This window comes from Arthrobacter sp. 10N418, from assembly GCF_056394725.1.
This window is the reverse complement of the sequence record NZ_JBFTIK010000005.1, coordinates 175,118-190,005: the sequence shown is the minus strand read 5'-3', so window position 1 is coordinate 190,005 and position 14,888 is coordinate 175,118. Positions and strand designations below refer to the sequence as shown.

General features: G+C 67.4%; 13 protein-coding genes, 1 pseudogene and 1 riboswitch. Of the genes and pseudogenes, 3 read left to right on the top strand and 11 right to left on the bottom strand.

Features of this window, described 5'->3' with window-relative positions; all coding sequences use genetic code 11:
- Window positions 1-88: 88 nt before the first annotated feature.
- From trmD to AC1DCZ_RS06015, 6 genes are all read right to left on the bottom strand, one after another.
- Window positions 89-1,066 (bottom strand): tRNA (guanosine(37)-N1)-methyltransferase TrmD, encoded by a 978-nt coding sequence (gene trmD / locus AC1DCZ_RS06040; RefSeq protein WP_476973766.1) that lies wholly within the window; start codon window positions 1,064-1,066, stop codon window positions 89-91.
- Window position 1,067: 1 nt separating this feature from the next.
- A complete protein-coding gene (gene rimM, locus AC1DCZ_RS06035) occupies window positions 1,068-1,631 on the bottom strand; it encodes a ribosome maturation factor RimM (RefSeq protein WP_476973765.1) in 564 nt (187 codons plus the stop codon).
- Window positions 1,632-1,803: 172 nt separating this feature from the next.
- Entirely contained in the window at window positions 1,804-2,046 is a 243-nt protein-coding gene (locus AC1DCZ_RS06030; protein WP_211881261.1) for an RNA-binding protein, read from the bottom strand.
- A 1-nt stretch (window position 2,047) separates the two neighbouring features.
- Window positions 2,048-2,470 carry a 30S ribosomal protein S16 gene (gene rpsP / locus AC1DCZ_RS06025; protein WP_476895627.1) on the bottom strand — a complete coding sequence of 141 codons (423 nt, stop codon included), beginning with the start codon at window positions 2,468-2,470 and terminating at the stop codon, window positions 2,048-2,050.
- Window positions 2,471-2,688: 218 nt separating this feature from the next.
- Window positions 2,689-3,126, bottom strand: coding sequence for a hypothetical protein (locus AC1DCZ_RS06020; protein WP_476973764.1), 438 nt, complete (start codon window positions 3,124-3,126; stop codon window positions 2,689-2,691).
- A gap of 528 nt (window positions 3,127-3,654) precedes the next feature.
- On the bottom strand, window positions 3,655-4,530 hold the full coding sequence (locus tag AC1DCZ_RS06015; RefSeq protein ID WP_476973763.1) for a VOC family protein: 876 nt from the start codon (window positions 4,528-4,530) through the stop codon (window positions 3,655-3,657).
- A 171-nt stretch (window positions 4,531-4,701) separates the two neighbouring features.
- Window positions 4,702-4,809: riboswitch (TPP riboswitch) on the top strand.
- Window positions 4,810-4,876: 67 nt separating this feature from the next.
- Between AC1DCZ_RS06015 and AC1DCZ_RS06010 the strand changes: the two are divergent.
- Window positions 4,877-6,225 (top strand): annotated as a pseudogene (locus AC1DCZ_RS06010) (phosphomethylpyrimidine synthase ThiC); the annotation flags it as partial.
- Window positions 6,226-6,235: 10 nt separating this feature from the next.
- On the opposite strand, the gene AC1DCZ_RS06005 reads toward AC1DCZ_RS06010, so the two are convergent.
- Together AC1DCZ_RS06005 and ffh are read right to left on the bottom strand one after the other, a co-directional pair.
- Window positions 6,236-6,970, bottom strand: coding sequence for an alpha/beta hydrolase (locus tag AC1DCZ_RS06005; RefSeq protein ID WP_476973762.1), 735 nt, complete (start codon window positions 6,968-6,970; stop codon window positions 6,236-6,238).
- A 60-nt stretch (window positions 6,971-7,030) separates the two neighbouring features.
- Complete coding sequence (ffh, locus tag AC1DCZ_RS06000) at window positions 7,031-8,620, bottom strand: signal recognition particle protein (RefSeq protein ID WP_476973761.1); 1,590 nt, start codon at window positions 8,618-8,620, stop codon at window positions 7,031-7,033.
- A 152-nt stretch (window positions 8,621-8,772) separates the two neighbouring features.
- On the opposite strand from ffh, the gene AC1DCZ_RS05995 reads away from it, so the two are divergent.
- Window positions 8,773-10,161 carry a glucose-6-phosphate dehydrogenase gene (locus tag AC1DCZ_RS05995; RefSeq protein ID WP_476973760.1) on the top strand — a complete coding sequence of 463 codons (1,389 nt, stop codon included), beginning with the start codon at window positions 8,773-8,775 and terminating at the stop codon, window positions 10,159-10,161.
- Between the two features lie 176 nt (window positions 10,162-10,337).
- On the opposite strand, the gene AC1DCZ_RS05990 is transcribed toward AC1DCZ_RS05995, so the two are convergent.
- Both AC1DCZ_RS05990 and AC1DCZ_RS05985 read right to left on the bottom strand, forming a co-directional pair.
- Window positions 10,338-10,676, bottom strand: a complete 339-nt coding sequence (locus AC1DCZ_RS05990) for a P-II family nitrogen regulator (RefSeq protein WP_476897031.1) — start codon at window positions 10,674-10,676, stop codon at window positions 10,338-10,340.
- Complete coding sequence (locus tag AC1DCZ_RS05985; protein WP_476973759.1) at window positions 10,673-12,049, bottom strand: ammonium transporter; 1,377 nt, start codon at window positions 12,047-12,049, stop codon at window positions 10,673-10,675. The genes AC1DCZ_RS05990 and AC1DCZ_RS05985 overlap by 4 nt, the downstream gene beginning before the upstream one ends.
- Window positions 12,050-12,290: 241 nt before the next feature.
- Here AC1DCZ_RS05985 and AC1DCZ_RS05980 point away from each other — a divergent pair, with 241 nt between their 5' ends.
- Window positions 12,291-13,532, top strand: coding sequence for an MFS transporter (locus AC1DCZ_RS05980; protein ID WP_476973758.1), 1,242 nt, complete (start codon window positions 12,291-12,293; stop codon window positions 13,530-13,532).
- Between the two features lie 120 nt (window positions 13,533-13,652).
- On the opposite strand, the gene ftsY is transcribed toward AC1DCZ_RS05980, so the two are convergent.
- Complete coding sequence (ftsY, locus tag AC1DCZ_RS05975; protein WP_476973757.1) at window positions 13,653-14,867, bottom strand: signal recognition particle-docking protein FtsY; 1,215 nt, start codon at window positions 14,865-14,867, stop codon at window positions 13,653-13,655.
- Window positions 14,868-14,888: the final 21 nt, after the last annotated feature.

Here is a 14,888-nt window from a genome sequence, read left to right as displayed (position 1 = left end):
CCCCTATGGCAGGCTCGCAACCCAGCAGGCACAAGGACTAATTTTGCCACATCCGGGGCCTTCGGGCCAATCCCGGGCGACTCGGACGCTAGGAGTGCCCAACCCCCGCGTCGGGGCGGCGCCGGAGGCGGCCGTCGACGACGTCGTAGCCGAGGTCCGCGAAGGCCGTCCGGTCCGCGCGGGGCAGCTTGGCGGCGTCGAATTCCTCGAGCAGGTCGGGGCGGCGTTCGGCTGTACGCCGGTACTGCTCGTGCCGGCGCCACTGGGCGATCTTGCCGTGGTTGCCGCTCAGCAGCACCGCCGGCACCTCGCGGTCCCGCCAACTGGAGGGTTTCGTGTAGACGGGGTATTCCAACAGCCCGTCCGCGTGGGATTCCTCCACGAGGGACTCGGGGTTGCCGACCACCCCGGGGAGGAGCCGTCCGATGGCCTCCACCATGGCCAGCACGGCCACCTCACCGCCGTTGAGGACGTAGTCACCCAGGCTCATCGGGCGCACGGTGAAGTGTTCGGCGGCCCATTCCATCACGCGTTCGTCGATGCCCTCGTAGCGGCCGCAGGCGAAAACGAGCTGCTTCTCGGCAGCGAGCTCGTGGGCTGTGGCCTGCGTAAACCGCTCCCCCGCCGGGGACGGGACGATCAGGACCGGTTTGGCTGCCGCGTCCGAATGGTGAGTCTCCTCCAAGCCGGTGTCCGCCGGACTGGTGTCCGCACTGGTGTCCGCCGGACTGGTGTCCGCACTGGTGTCCGCCGGGCTGGTGTCCGCACTGGTTTCCGCCGGGCTGGTGTCCGCACTGGTGTCCGCACTGGTGTCCGCCGCGCCGGCCGTCCCCCGACCGGCGGCGGCCACCGCGGCCAGCGCCTGCGCCCAGGGCTCGGGTTTCATGACCATGCCGGCGCCGCCGCCGTACGGGGTGTCATCCACGCTCCGATGCCGGTCCGTGGTGAAGTCGCGCAGGTCATGGACCCTCAGGTCCAGGAGTCCGTCCTGGCGGGCCTTTCCGATCAGCGAGAGTTCCAGGGGGGCCAGGTACTCCGGGAAGATGCTGACGACGTCGATCCGCATGTCAGGCGCGGTCCGCGTCGGCGTCGGAATCGCCGTCGTCGGGGATCGCCGCGGTCTCGGTATTGACCTCAAAAAGTCCGGCCGGCGGGGTGACGAGGACAAATCCTTCGCCGACGTTGACCTCGGGGACGATCTGCTCCACGAACGGGATCAGGACTTCCTTGCCGTCCGTCGCGGTGACAACCAGCAGGTCCTGGACGGGCAGGGTGTGCAGACCGGAGACCTTCCCGACCACCTGATCGCCCACGCGGACGTCCAGGCCCACCAGTTCGTGCTCGTACCAGCCCTCGTCCTCGTCCTCGTCGATTTCTTCGGTCTCGACGAACAGCTTGGCGCCCCGAACGGTTTCCGCCTCATTACGCGTCTCGATCTCCTCGAAGGCGAGCAGAAGGATGTCCTTGTTCCAGCGGGCGCTCAGTACAGTCAGCGGGCCGGCCGATGCGGGCTCAACAATGAACTGCGTGCCCGGCACGAAACGGTCACCGGGAGCGTCCGTCAGCACCTGGACGGTCACTTCGCCGCGGATGCCGTGGGGTTTGCCGATTCGTGCCACCTGGAGCTGCATCTGTTCCTCTGTTCCGGAGTCGTACTGCTGGATTCTTACTTCTTGGGTCTTGCCGCGTGGGTCTTGCCGCGCGGTTCTTGCAGCGCGGTCCGCACTGCCGCGGAAAACAGTCCGGCCCCTCCACCATTATCTGGTGAAGGGGCCGGGCTCAAGACAAGTGTTGCTGAAAGCGTTACCGGCGGCGGTCCGTGTCGACGACGTCGACCCTGACCGGCTCGCCGTCCGCCAGCGCAGCGACCACAGTGCGCAATGCGCGTGCGGTGCGGCCCTGTCGGCCGATCACCCGTCCGAGGTCGTCCTGGTGAACGCGCACCTCAAGGGTGTCCCCGCGGCGGTTGTTCTTCGCACTGACCTTGACATCCTCAGGAGTGTCAACGATCCCGCGGACGAGGTGTTCGAGCGCTTCGGCCAGCAAGTTACTCAGCCTCGGTGGTCTCTGCTGCTGCGTCGGCGGGGGCCTCGGCTGCTTCGTCCTTCTTGGCCTTCTTGGTGATGGCTTCCGGAATGATCACGGAACCCTTTTCCGGGGTAACGAAGGCAGCCTTGGGAGCCTTGGTCTTCAAGGTGCCCTCCTGGCCGGGGAGACCCTTGAACTTCTGCCAGTCTCCGGTGATCTTGAGGATCGCGGCAACCTGCTCGGACGGCTGTGCGCCGACGCCGAGCCAGTACTGGGCACGGTCCGTGTCGACCTCGATGTACGAGGGCTCTTCGGTCGGGTGGTACTTGCCGATCTCTTCGATGGCACGGCCATCACGCTTGGAGCGTGCGTCCATGACGACGATGCGGTAGTACGGTGCGCGCATCTTGCCGAAGCGCTTAAGGCGAATCTTTACGGCCACTTTTGTGGTCACTCCTGTTTCTGAAACGGGGTCGAGCCCGGCGTTCTGCACCCGTGGGGCGGGCCATACTAGGGGGTTCTAAAAGGACAAGATCCGGACGCGGAGAGAGGGGCCACGCAGATCAAGTACCTGTTCATTGTGCCAGATCAGCGCCGGGATTTCGACTTGACACCCATGCAGTGGCTGATTTCACCCCGGAAGGCACGTCGCGGCCCCAGTCAGGATGTCCAGACGTAGAGCTCAGACTTCGTGGCCGGGTCGATGCCGGCCGCGAGTTCGGCAAGCTGCCGGACGTAGCCTGTGGCCTGGTCCGCACCGAAGGGCATGTCCTCCTCGGCAGCCCAGCTCGCCGCCACGTCTTCCAGGATGTTGCCTTCGTCTTCGGTCTCGTAGCTGAGCAACTCGGCGAGGGCCCGGACCATGGCATGCGGAACGCCGAGCAGGGAGTCGCTGGCCACATCCACCATGGCCAGCTCATAGTCGGCGCCGGCGGCGTGGACGGCGGTGCCGGCCAGGTCCCCGAGCCGTTCGACTTCGAAGTCACTGATGTCCGGGATCCGTACGGCGCCCGGGGCGGCAGGCGCGCCGCCGTCCAGGGCCCCGGCGCGCTTGAGGGCTGCGTTGTGGGTGGAAACAAAGATTTCGGTGAATCCCAAGGAAACACTCCTCATGAGTCGCGGCTGGATTGTTGTTTCAGCCTAGCCGCTCGAGCCCGGCCGCGCCCGGACCGGACATGACCTCCCCTGGACCGTGGTCGAAACTCTTCCATCCGGCCTCGCCTGCGGACATACCCTCCCCCGACCGCGACCAATGGACATGCTGGCACTATGTCCGTTCCCGGCCGCCTGCGTTGGACATGCCCCTGAGGCGCTGCCCTTGAACGTTGGGCATGTCCAGTGCCTGGCGAAAGCGGAGAGCTTACGCACCGCCGCAGCACGGGCAGCGGCAGGCCTTTGGCGGCGGCGGCGCACTCGCCAATCACCAGTCCGGCAGGCAGGCTTCGTGCAACGGTGCCCGGCAGGCAGACGGGCTGCGTGCAACGGTGTCCGTCAACGAGGGCTGCGTGGCGGACCGGGGCATGGCAAACCGGTGGGAATAAATCCCGGACAGCTGTGGCTGACCGCAACATGGTGCGTCCGCGGACGGCTCACGCGCCCGGCGACCGCGCCGGACTCAGCGGGTGCTCAGCGGACAGCGACACGGATGCGGTTGCGCCACGGATCCTCGAACCGCAGCTCGGCGCCGGTGTGGTGGGACTGGACACCGGCAACCTTGAGACGGTCGGCGAGGGCTCCGACGTCGTCCCCCGAAGGCACTTCAATCAGCACTTCGCCCAGGCCGAGGGTATCCCGACGGGGCCCGGCGCCGCGGCTGTTCCAGACGTTCATAGCCATGTGGTGGTGGTAGCCGCCGGCGGAGACGAACAGCGCCTGGCCGTGCCAGCCCGCCGTCTTCTCAAACCCCAGGGTCCCGACGTAGAAGTCGTGGGCCGACTGGACGTCGCCCACCTGCAGGTGGACGTGCCCGACGCCGGCATCGGCCTCGCGCTGGCCGCTCACGGATTCTTCGGTCAGGAACTGTTCCAGATAGCGCTGCGGCGGCAGGGCGAGGCTGTCCATCACGACGTTCTTGCCGTCCCAGGACCACGCGGCCCGCGGACGGTCGTAGTAGAGCTCGATTCCGTTGCCTTCGGGGTCGTTGAAATAGAACGCCTCGCTGACAAGGTGGTCGGCGCTCCCGGTGAAGGACTGCGGCTCGTACTGGGCCGCGCTCGCGACCGTGGCGGCCAGGGCAGGCTGGTCCTCGAAGAGCAGTGCGGTGTGGAAGAGGCCGGCCTCGCCGCGGGAGGGGATGTTTAGGCCGGGGGCGGGGGCGAGGTGGACGAGCGGCTTCTGGCGGCGGCCGAGGTAGAGCCCGCCGTCCTGCTCGGCCACGATGTCAAGGCCCAGGGCACGCTGGTAGTAATCCGTCATGAGCCGCATGTCGCCGACTTTGAGCATCACAGTGCCCATGGTGAGTGCGGCGGGAAGAAGATCGTGGCTGGTGGCTTCGGCAGTCATTTGAACGCTCCGGTGGTTCAGTGGCCACCGACCTTCGATGACCTTGCATACATTAAAATTACTTGAAGCTTCAATTTATTCCAAATGGGCCCGCCGCCGTGGCTGGATCCACGCGACGATCCGGGGCCCGCCACACTCGGGTGGACCTCGGGGCCCCTGAGGTAGCTTCTTCTACGACCACACGGGCGCCCCTGCAGGGGCTGAGATCGGGCTGACGCAGCCTGCGACCGTTGAACCTGTCCGGGTAATGCCGGCGAAGGAAGTGAGTATTTTCGTGAGCACCCAATCTGCACAGCACAGCCCTGCCTAAAACCGGGCCGGACAAGACCGGACCAACCAAGACCAGCCCGCACAAAACCAGCCCGCGGCCCCCACACAGTCGCTGAAGTCGCGTTCCCTGGCGTTCGCCACCGATCCGGAGCACGGCATCCGTGTTCCGGTGACCGAGATTGCGCTGGCGGCCGCTCCGGGCGGCGCCGCCAACGCCCCGTTCCGGGTCTACCGCACGGCCGGGCCGGGCAGCGACCCGGTCCTGGGGCTGGAACCGCTCCGCGCACCGTGGATTGCGGCCAGGGCCGATACCGAGCCGTACAGCGGGCGGGAACGGAACCTGCTCGACGACGGCAGGTCGGCCGTGCGCCGCGGTGACGCGTCCGCCGAGTGGAAGGGCGCCCGGCCGGTGCCCCGCGCCGTCGCCGGCCGGACGGTGACCCAGATGCGCCACGCACGGCAAGGTGTGGTCACGCCGGAGATGCCGTTCGTCGCCTTACGCGAAAACTGCCGCGTCGAACTGGTCCGCGGCGAGGTGGCGGCCGGCCGGACCACCATCCCGAACAACATCAACCACGCCGAATCCGAGCCCATGATCATCGGCAAAGCCTTCCTGGTGAAGATCAATGCTATCTGCCACTGACCGCCGACCGGGTCACGGGCATCGCCTCGCGCGGAGGCTCGATCATGGCCGGCTGGTGCCTGGCGCACCACCGGGAGAACTTCCTCTACACGCACTTTGACGGGCCCTGATCGATCTTCGCCAAATACGATGTCGCGTTCCCGGAGGGGCCGGGCCATGTGCCGTTCCATCTGGTCCGTGAAAACGTGGAGCGCCAGCAGGAGCTCTGCCAGGGCGCACCGTTCTACACGCTCGGGCCGCTGGTCGCGGATATCGCACCGGGCTATGACCACATCACCTTGGCCATCGGCGCCACGGAGATCGCCCGGTACGGCACCGCGATGCTCTGCTATGTCACGCCCAAGGAGCACCTCGGGCTGCCGAACAAGGACGATGTCAAAACGGGAGTGATCACCTAGAAGATCGCGGCCGATGGCGGCCGACCTGGCCAAGGGCCACCCGGGCGCCCACGAACGCGATGACGCCCTGTCCAAGGCACGGTTCGAGTTCCGCTGGCGGGACCAGTTCGCCCTTCCCTGGGTCCGGTCACCGCAGAGGCTTTCCACGACGAGACGTTGCCGCCCGAACCGGCCAAGACGGCGCACTGCTGTTCGATGTGCGGGCCAAAATTCTGTTCCATGCGGATCAGCCAGAACATCCGGGATGAGTACGGTTCAGCGGATTCCCAGGCCGCCCTGGCACAGCTGGCGGCCGGAACGCAGGCCAAGAGCGACGGGTTCCTTGCCTCGGGCGGCAAGGTCTACCTGCCGGAGCCTTCCGTAGGCGGACCCGCAGCATCCTAGGCATCCTCGGCTAGGACGCTTGTGCGTGTTGGCGCCGGCTGACCTCTGCAATGAACGAGCGGATGACCCGGTCCCCGTCCGCTGAGTCCTGGGGCCGGTGTCCTCCCGCGGCGACGCGGTGCAGGGCACCGGTTTCACGCAGGTAGCCTGCGATTTCCTCGTACAGTGGTTCCCAGCCGCCGGTGAGCACCAGTGTGGGGACCCCTGGCACGATCTGCAGGGGCGCCTCCCAGGCAGGGGCCTGCAGCCTCAGCCGCCGGGCGGCGCGTCGTGCCTCCGGGGTGGTGGCGCCGGGAGCCTCCGCCGAAAACGCGCGGCGCACAAATTCCCTGTGGAAATCGTCGTCGCTCAGATGGTGGCGGACGTCGAACAGCGGCTGCATCAGGGTCCGGTGCGCGGCCGTGGCCGGCAGTTCCGCCGTCAGGGAGAGGCAGCCCGGTTCCACCAGGGTGAGGGACTGGACGAGGTCTGGCCGTTCGACGGCGGCCATCATCGCGGAGATGGCGCCCTGGGAGTGCGCCACGACGTGGCCGCCGGCCGCGCCGCGTCCGTCGTCGGCGAGCGCGCCCAGCACGATGGCTGCGTCGGCGGCGAAGTCGGATTCGAGCGGTTCAGCGACGGCGTCGAAGCCGTGGCGGCGCAGGAACAGGGCGTCGTAGCCCAGCGCCATCCCGTGCTGCTTTGGCCACGCGGAGGCCCCGAAGCTGCCCGCCCCGTGGACGAAGACTACGCGCTGCTTGAACATGATCTAACCCTAGGGCACCGGTCCCGCAAGGGGGCCTGCGACATAGCTGCGGGCTGCCGGTTACTTGCTGCCGCCGAGGAACTTATCGAAGCCCTTGGGCAGGTTCAGCTGGGAGGGATCGAAGTCCCCGCCTTGCTGCCCGAAGGACGCGCCGGTGGGCACGGGGTTGGTCGGCCCTGCCGCACGCCGGGCTTCGGCGTCACGGAGTTCCTGCGCTGCCTTGGCCGGGTTGCCGGAGCGGGCCTTCTTCTTGGGGGCGTTCTTGGCGCCCTTGCGGGCCCCTCCGCCGCCCATGCCGGGCATCCCCGGCATTCCGGGCATCCCGCCGCCGGCAGCCATCTTCTTCATCATCTTCTGGGCCTGGGCGAAGCGCTCCAGGAGGCCGTTGACCTCGGAGACGTGCACGCCGGAGCCGCGGGCGATGCGGGCGCGGCGGGAGCCGTTGATGATTTTGGGCGCGACGCGCTCGTGCGGCGTCATGGACCGGACAATGGCCTCGACGCGGTCAATCTCGCGTTCGTCGAACTGTTCAAGCTGCTGCCGGATGTTCTGCGCGCCCGGCATCATCATGAGCATCTTCTTCATGGAGCCCATGTTGCGGATCTGCTGCATCTGGGCCAGGAAGTCGTCCAGGGTGAAGTCTTCCTGGTCGGCGAACTTCTTCGCCATCCGTGCGGCTTCGTCCTTGTCCCAGGATTTTTCGGCCTGCTCGATCAGGGTGAGCACGTCGCCGAGATCAAGGATGCGTGAGGCCATGCGGTCCGGGTGGAAGAGCTCGAAGTCGTCGAGGCCTTCGCCGGTGGACGCGAACATGACGGGCTTGCCGGTCACTGAGGCGACTGAGAGCGCCGCACCGCCACGGGCGTCGCCGTCGAGCTTGGAGAGCACGATGCCGGTGAAGTTGACGCCTTCATCGAAGGCGAGCGCCGTGTTGACGGCGTCCTGGCCGATCATCGAGTCGATGACGAAGAGGACTTCGTTCGGGACGATCGCCTGGCGGATCTGGCGGGCCTGCTCCATCATGTCGGCGTCGACGCCGGTACGGCCGGCAGTATCCACGATCACGACGTCGTGCAGCGTGCGGCGGGCTTCCTCGACTCCGGCGCGGGAAACGGCGACCGGGTCCCCGGCGGGGTGCTCAAGCTCGGCGGACGTGGCGCCCGGGTGCGGGGCGAACACCGGGACGCCGGCGCGCTGGCCGACGATCTGCAGCTGGTTGACGGCGTTGGGGCGCTGCAGGTCGGAAGCGACCAGCATGGGGCTGTGGCCCTGGGCCTTGAGGTACTTGGCGAGCTTGCCGGCGAGGGTGGTCTTGCCGGCACCCTGGAGGCCCGCGAGCATGATGATGGTGGGACCGGTCTTGGCCAGGCGGATCCTGCGGGTTTCGCCGCCGAGGATCTCCACGAGTTCCTCGTTGACGATCTTCACGATCTGCTGGCCCGGGTTCAGCGCGGCGTTGACCTCGGCGCCGAGGGCGCGCTCGCGCACGCGCCCGGTGAATTCCCGGACGACAGGGACTGCGACATCGGCGTCCAGGAGGGCACGCCGGATTTCGCGAACGGTGCCGTCAACGTCGGCCTCGGTCAGGCGGCCTTTGCCACGGAGGTTCTTGAAGGTTGCTGTCAACCGGTCAGAGAGTGAATTGAACACGCGCCGTGCACTTCTTTCAGTGGATCTACAGATGGCGGCCGGTCCGGCACGCCAGCGTCGCGGCTTGTGTTCGCCTGAACGAACTGCCTCGACAACGGGACTCGACTATCTAGGGTACCAAGACGAGCCTTGAAGATGGCATGCTGGCTTAGGTGACCAGCCAAACAACTGTAAAGACACTGCTCATCCTCGGCGCCTCAGGCGACCTCACCGGCAGGCTCCTGCTGCCCGGGCTGGCCCGGCTCGTGGCCCGGGGGCGCGCCGACGGCCTGACCCTGGTGGGCGCGGGATCGGACTCCTGGACGCCGGAACAGTGGCTGGGGCGCATCGGGGAATCTTTTGCCGACGAGAACTCGCAGGCGGACGCGTACGGCAAGCGGGAGCTGAAGCGGATCCGGGAGTCCACTAGCTACCACCAGCTCGACGTTACGGCCGCCGGCCAGCTCGCCGGCCTGCTGGCGCAGCTGGAGGGGCCTGTGGCCGTCTACTTCGCGCTCCCGCCACGCATCAGCCAACTGGCCTGTGAGGCGCTGGCTCCGGACGAGGTGCCAGCCGGTACCCGGCTCGTCATGGAGAAGCCGTTCGGCTCGGGCGAGGAGTCCGCGCGCCACCTGAACCGGACCCTGGGCGCGCTCGTCCCCGAAGACCACATCCACCGGGTGGACCATTTCCTGGGCAAGGCCACCGTCCTGAACATCCTGGGACTGCGCTTCGCGAACACCTTCCTGGAACCGGTGTGGAACCGGCAGTACATCGAAAAGGTGGAGATCGTCTTCGATGAGGACCTCGCCTTGGAGGGACGCGCCCGCTATTACGACGGCGCCGGCGCCCTCCGCGACATGATCCAGAGCCACCTGCTCGAGATCATGGCCCTGATGGCGATCGAGCCCCCCGCGTCCGTGGACGAGCGGGACCTCCGGGACGCCGTGGCCACTGTCCTGCGCGCCAGCAGCATCAAGGCCCCGTACCGCAAGAGCACCCGCCGCGCACGGTACACGGCAGGTTCCATCGATGGCCGGCAGGTACCGGACTACGCCGAGGAGGACGGCGTTGATGCCGGCCGGGAAACCGAGACCCTGGCCGAGGTGCAGGTGGACATCGACAACTGGCGCTGGCAGGGCGTGCCGTTCATCCTGCGCTCGGGCAAGGCGCTGGGCAGCAAGCGCAAGGAGGCCGTTGTGACCTTCCGGCCCGTGCCGCACCTCCCGAAGGGGTTCACCGGGGTGGACTCCCCCAACAAGCTAAAAATCGGATTCGGCCCGGACACGCTGCAGTTCGACGTCGACGTGAACGGCCCGGGCAATGTCCTGGGCCTGGACCGGGCCACTCTGAAGGCCGAGCTGAGCGCCTCGGAGCTCCTGCCCTACGGCGAAGTCCTGGAAGGGGTCCTGACCGGCGATCCGCTGCTGTCCGTGCGGGCGGATACTGCGGAAGACTGCTGGCGCATCCTGGACCCCGTGCTGAAGTCCTGGGCTGCCGGGAACGTCCCGCTGGAGGAATATCCTGCCGGGACCCCCGGCCCGGAGGGCTGGCCCAGCTGAACGGCCGGAGGACCGGCCCAGCTGAACGGCCGGAGGACCGGCCCAACTAGACGACCGGAGGGCCGGTCGAGCTGAACGGCCGGCGGCCAGGCCAACGCGGACAGAAGGAAGCGGGCCGGATACCTTTCCGGTATCCGGCCCGCTTCTTCAGATCTGTTTTGCTGGCGCGGGTTCGGCTAGATGGCGGCCGATCCACGCTCCCCGGTGCGGACCCTGACTGCCTCGAACACATCCATCGTCCATACCTTGCCGTCTCCGGCCCGGCCGGTGTTCGAGCTGGCAATGATGACATCCAGGATGTCGTCCGCCTGCTCGTCTGTGGCCAGTACCTCGACCCGGATCTTGGGCAGGAGGTCCACGTTGTACTCGGCCCCGCGGTACACCTCGGTGTAGCCGCGCTGCCGGCCGTAGCCGCTGGCCGCGCTGACCGTGAGGCCCTGCACGCCGTAGGCTTCCAGCCCTTCGCGGATGGACTCAAGCTTTTCCGGACGGACGATTGCTGTGATCAGTTTCATGCCCCCACACTTTCCTTACCTGCTGCGGTCTTCTTGCCGTTCGATGCGACGTCCACGGCGGCTACCCCGGCCGCGGATACGACTCCGTCGCCCTGCGGCTTGCCGGTGATGAGCTCGTGCAGCGGCTGGAAGCTTCCGCCGTGGCCGCCGACGCCGAACTCGTAGGCGGTCTCGGCGTGCAGGCTCAGGTCCACGCCGACGACTTCCTGTTCCTGGGATACCCGGAAGCCCATGAGCTTGTGGATCGGGAAGGCGATGATGAAGGTCATCACCGCGGTGAAGATGATGGAGCACAGTGCCGCGAGAACCTGGGCGACGAGCTGCGTGGTGCCGCCGCCGTAGAACAGGCCCGCGGTGCCCTGGGTCGGGGTAGCCAGGAAGCCGATCGCCACGGTGCCGACAACACCCGAAACAAGGTGCACGCCGACGACGTCGAGCGAGTCGTCATAGCCGAACTTGAACTTCAGGCCGACCGCGAGGGCCGAGGCCACACCGGCGACGACGCCAAGGGCGATCGCGCCGAGCGGGGAGACGTTGGCGCAGGCCGGGGTGATGGCGACAAGGCCGGCCACGACGCCGGAAGCGGCGCCGAGGGACGTCGGGTGCCCGTCGCGGAAGCGTTCGACGGCGAGCCAGCCGAGCATGGCGGCTGCCGGCGCGGCGAGGGTGTTGATCCAGATCAGGCCGGCCTGCTCGACTGTGGCGGCGGCACCGGCGTTGAAGCCGAACCAGCCGAACCAGAGGATTGCAGCGCCCAGCATGACGAACGGGATGTTGTGCGGGCGGTGGTTCGGGTCCTTGCCGAAGCCCTTGCGGTTGCCGATGATCAGAACCAGGATGAGGCCGGCCACGCCGGCGTTGATGTGGACCACGGTACCGCCGGCGAAGTCGATCACCGGGGCAAACGTCTGGCCGAACCAGCCGTCCTTGGAGAAGAGGCCTCCGCCCCAGACCATGAAGGCCAGCGGCGCGTAGACCAGGGTGGCCCAGATCGGCGTGAAGATGACCCACGCCGAGAACTTGGCGCGGTCGGCGACGGCACCGGAGATCAGGGCCACCGTGATGATGGCGAAGGTGGCCGCGTAGCCTACCTTGAGCAGATCCGCGGGGTCGGTGAAGTTGTGCAGCCCGAAGTGGCTGAAGGGGTTCGCGAAGATCTGGAAGAAGTTGTCTTCGTTGCTCGTAGCCATCGAGGCGCCCCACAGGACCCACATGATGCCCACGGTTCCAATGGCGACGAAGCTCATCATCATCATGTTCAAGGCCGACTTGGCGCGGGTCATGCCGCCGTAGAAGAATGCGAGGCCCGGGGTCATGAACAGCACGAGGGCTGATGCGACCAGGAGCCAAACGAGACCTGCGGTGAGTTCCATGGTCTACGTCCTCTCTTGCTTTTAGGTGCGGACTTGTCCGCCGGTCCCAACGCATGTTTGCGTTCTAAGAAAAGTTTCGCCGGGTCGTGTTTCGCCGGCGGAGGATTTAGATTGCCGGAGTGTTACAAGAACCTCCCGGACGTAAATGGTGCGTCTCGCGCTTGTTACGGTTATGTTTCACGCGATTAATCACTCCCGCCGCCAGCCGGCACCCGGGACTTCCCCAAGGACGACAGCAGCTATGAGCAAAACCACCCGTTTCCGCGGCGGCGCGCTGCCTGAGGCAGGCGACAGTCAGCCGGGCCGCGGCCGCCTGCCCCGGGACATCAAGGTGATGCTGGTTGCGGCGTTCCTCATTGCGATCGGCTTCGGACTTGTCGCGCCGGTGCTCCCGCAGTTCGCCACGACTTTTGATGTGGGCGCGACGGCGGCGGCCGTGATCGTGAGCATCTTCGCGTTCATGCGGCTCGTCTTTGCGCCGGCGGGCGGTGCCCTGATCGTGCGGCTCGGCGAACGGCCGGTCTATGTCGCCGGTCTGCTGATCGTGGCCGCGTCCACGGCGGCGTGCGCATTCGCCCAGAACTACTGGCAACTGCTGGTCTTCCGGGGACTCGGCGGCGCCGGTTCGGTGATGTTCACGGTGGCGTCGATGGCCCTGGTGGTCCGGCTGGCGCCGCCGAAGAGCCGCGGCCGTGTCTCCGGGGCCTACGCCTCGGCGTTCCTGATCGGAAATGTCTGCGGGCCGATCGTCGGCGGACTGCTCGCGAACTTCGGGCTGAGGGTTCCGTTCCTTGCCTACGCGGCGGCGCTGGTGCTGGCGGCGCTCGTCGTCCAGACCCAGCTCAGCCATGCTCCGGCGGGCTCGCGGCTGCCGGGCTCAACGCCCCCGGCCATGGAGCTGCGCGAAGCGCTGCGGGACAGCGCCTACCGGGCCGGGCTGTTTTCCAGCTTCGCCAACGGCTGGGCCACGTTCGGGGTGCGGATGGCGACAGTGCCGCTCTTCGCCGTCGTCGCCCTGGGCGCCGGGCCGACGTCGGCCGGCTGGGCGCTGGCGGTGTTCGCGGGCGGCAACGCGGCGGCACTGACGTTCTCGGGCCGGCTCGCGGACAGCGCGGGCCGGAAGCCGATGATGCTGGCGGGCCTGATGGTCACGGGAACGGCCACGGCAGCCATCGGTTTCACGCACGAGCTGCCCTGGTTCCTGCTCGCGTCAGCAGTCGCCGGGATCGGCTCCGGGCTGCTCGGCCCGGCGCAGCAGGCGGCAATAGCCGACGTGATCGGCAACGAACGCTCCGGCGGCCGGGTCCTTGCCGTCTTCCAGATGACCCAGGACAGCGGTGCGATCATCGGCCCGGTGGTCGCCGGTCTGCTGGCGGACCGGCTGGGCTACGGCTGGGCCTTCGGCGTCACCGGCAGCGTGCTGATAGCCGCGGCCGCGGTCTGGCTGCTGGCCCGCGAGACGTTCCAGCGGCCAGCCGCATAATCCAGGGCGGTGGCGGACGCCGCCCCGGGCCTGGTTCAGCAGCGCGGCTCAGTTCAGCCGCGCGGCTCAGTTCAGCAGCGCGGCTCAGTTCAGCCGCACGGCCCGGCCGGGCTTCGCGGCCTAGTTCAGCAGCGCGTCGACGAAGCTTTCGGCGTCGAACGGCGCCAGGTCATCGGCGCCCTCGCCGAGGCCGATGAGCTTGACCGGAACGCCGAGTGACTTCTGGATGGCGACGACGATCCCTCCCTTGGCCGTGCCGTCGAGTTTCGTCAGGACAATGCCCGTAATGTTGACGACTTCGGCGAAGACTCGGGCCTGGTTCAGTCCATTCTGGCCCGTCGTGGCGTCCAGGACCAGGAGCACCTCGTCGACCTCGGCCAGCTTCTCGATGACGCGCTTGACCTTGCCGAGCTCGTCCATCAGGCCGACCTTGTTCTGCAGGCGCCCCGCGGTGTCGATCATGACGACGTCGACTTCCTGCTCGATGCCTGCCTTGACGGCCTCGTAGGCGACCGACGCCGGGTCTGCGCCGTGGACGTCGGACCGTACCGTGGCGACGCCGACACGCTGTCCCCATGTGGCCAGCTGCTCGGCGGCGGCGGCGCGGAAAGTGTCAGCTGCGCCCAGCAGGACGTCCTTGTCTTCGGCCACCAGCACGCGGGCGAGCTTGCCGACGGTCGTGGTCTTGCCCACGCCGTTGACCCCTACCACCAGCATGACGGCGGGTTTGTCGGCATGGCGTTCGACGTTGAGGCTGCGGTCCATGGTGGGGTCCACGAGCTTGATGAGTTCCTCGCGCAGGAGGGCCTTGACGTGCTCGGGCGAGCGCGTGCCGATCACTTTGACGCGCTCCCGGAGGGCGTCCACGAGCTGCATCGTCGGCTCGGTGCCAAGGTCGGCCAGCAGGAGGGTCTCCTCCACCTCGTCCCAGACGTCCTCATCGATCTTGTCCGCGGAGAGCAGTGCCAGCAGGCCCTTGCCGAAGATATTGTTGGACTTGACCAGGCGTTCGCGCAGGCGGGTCAGGCGCCCGGCCACAGGCAGCGGGGTCTCCACCGGCACGGTTTCCAGCCCCGCGACGTTGTCCGGCACCTCGACCGTTTCGAGGCCTTCAAGGTCGACGGTGTCGGGAGCCTTGCGTTCGCGGACCGGCCCCGGACCGTCCTCCACGAGGGTTCCGGCGGCGCCGGTGCCTGTCGCCGCGGGATCGTTCGCATCACGCGTTCCGGGGTAGTTCGTGATGTTCTTCCGCGTCTTCATGAGAACCGGAATCAGCACGCCAAGGACCACCAGGGCAGCGAGAATGGGCAGGAGAATGGGGAAGATGTCGTTCACTCCCCTAGCTTCTCATAAACC

Excerpts from the sequence above, each read along its gene's own strand:
- trmD (WP_476973766.1), bottom strand. The coding sequence starts at position 1,066 with ATGCGGATCGACGTCGTCAGCATCTTCCCGGAGTACCTGGCCCCCCTG.
- rimM (WP_476973765.1), bottom strand. The coding sequence starts at position 1,631 with ATGCAGCTCCAGGTGGCACGAATCGGCAAACCCCACGGCATCCGCGGC.
- AC1DCZ_RS06015 (WP_476973763.1), bottom strand. The coding sequence starts at position 4,530 with ATGACTGCCGAAGCCACCAGCCACGATCTTCTTCCCGCCGCACTCACC.
- AC1DCZ_RS06005 (WP_476973762.1), bottom strand. The coding sequence starts at position 6,970 with ATGTTCAAGCAGCGCGTAGTCTTCGTCCACGGGGCGGGCAGCTTCGGG.
- AC1DCZ_RS05990 (WP_476897031.1), bottom strand. The coding sequence starts at position 10,676 with ATGAAACTGATCACAGCAATCGTCCGTCCGGAAAAGCTTGAGTCCATC.
- AC1DCZ_RS05985 (WP_476973759.1), bottom strand. The coding sequence starts at position 12,049 with ATGGAACTCACCGCAGGTCTCGTTTGGCTCCTGGTCGCATCAGCCCTC.
- AC1DCZ_RS05980 (WP_476973758.1), top strand. The coding sequence starts at position 12,291 with ATGAGCAAAACCACCCGTTTCCGCGGCGGCGCGCTGCCTGAGGCAGGC.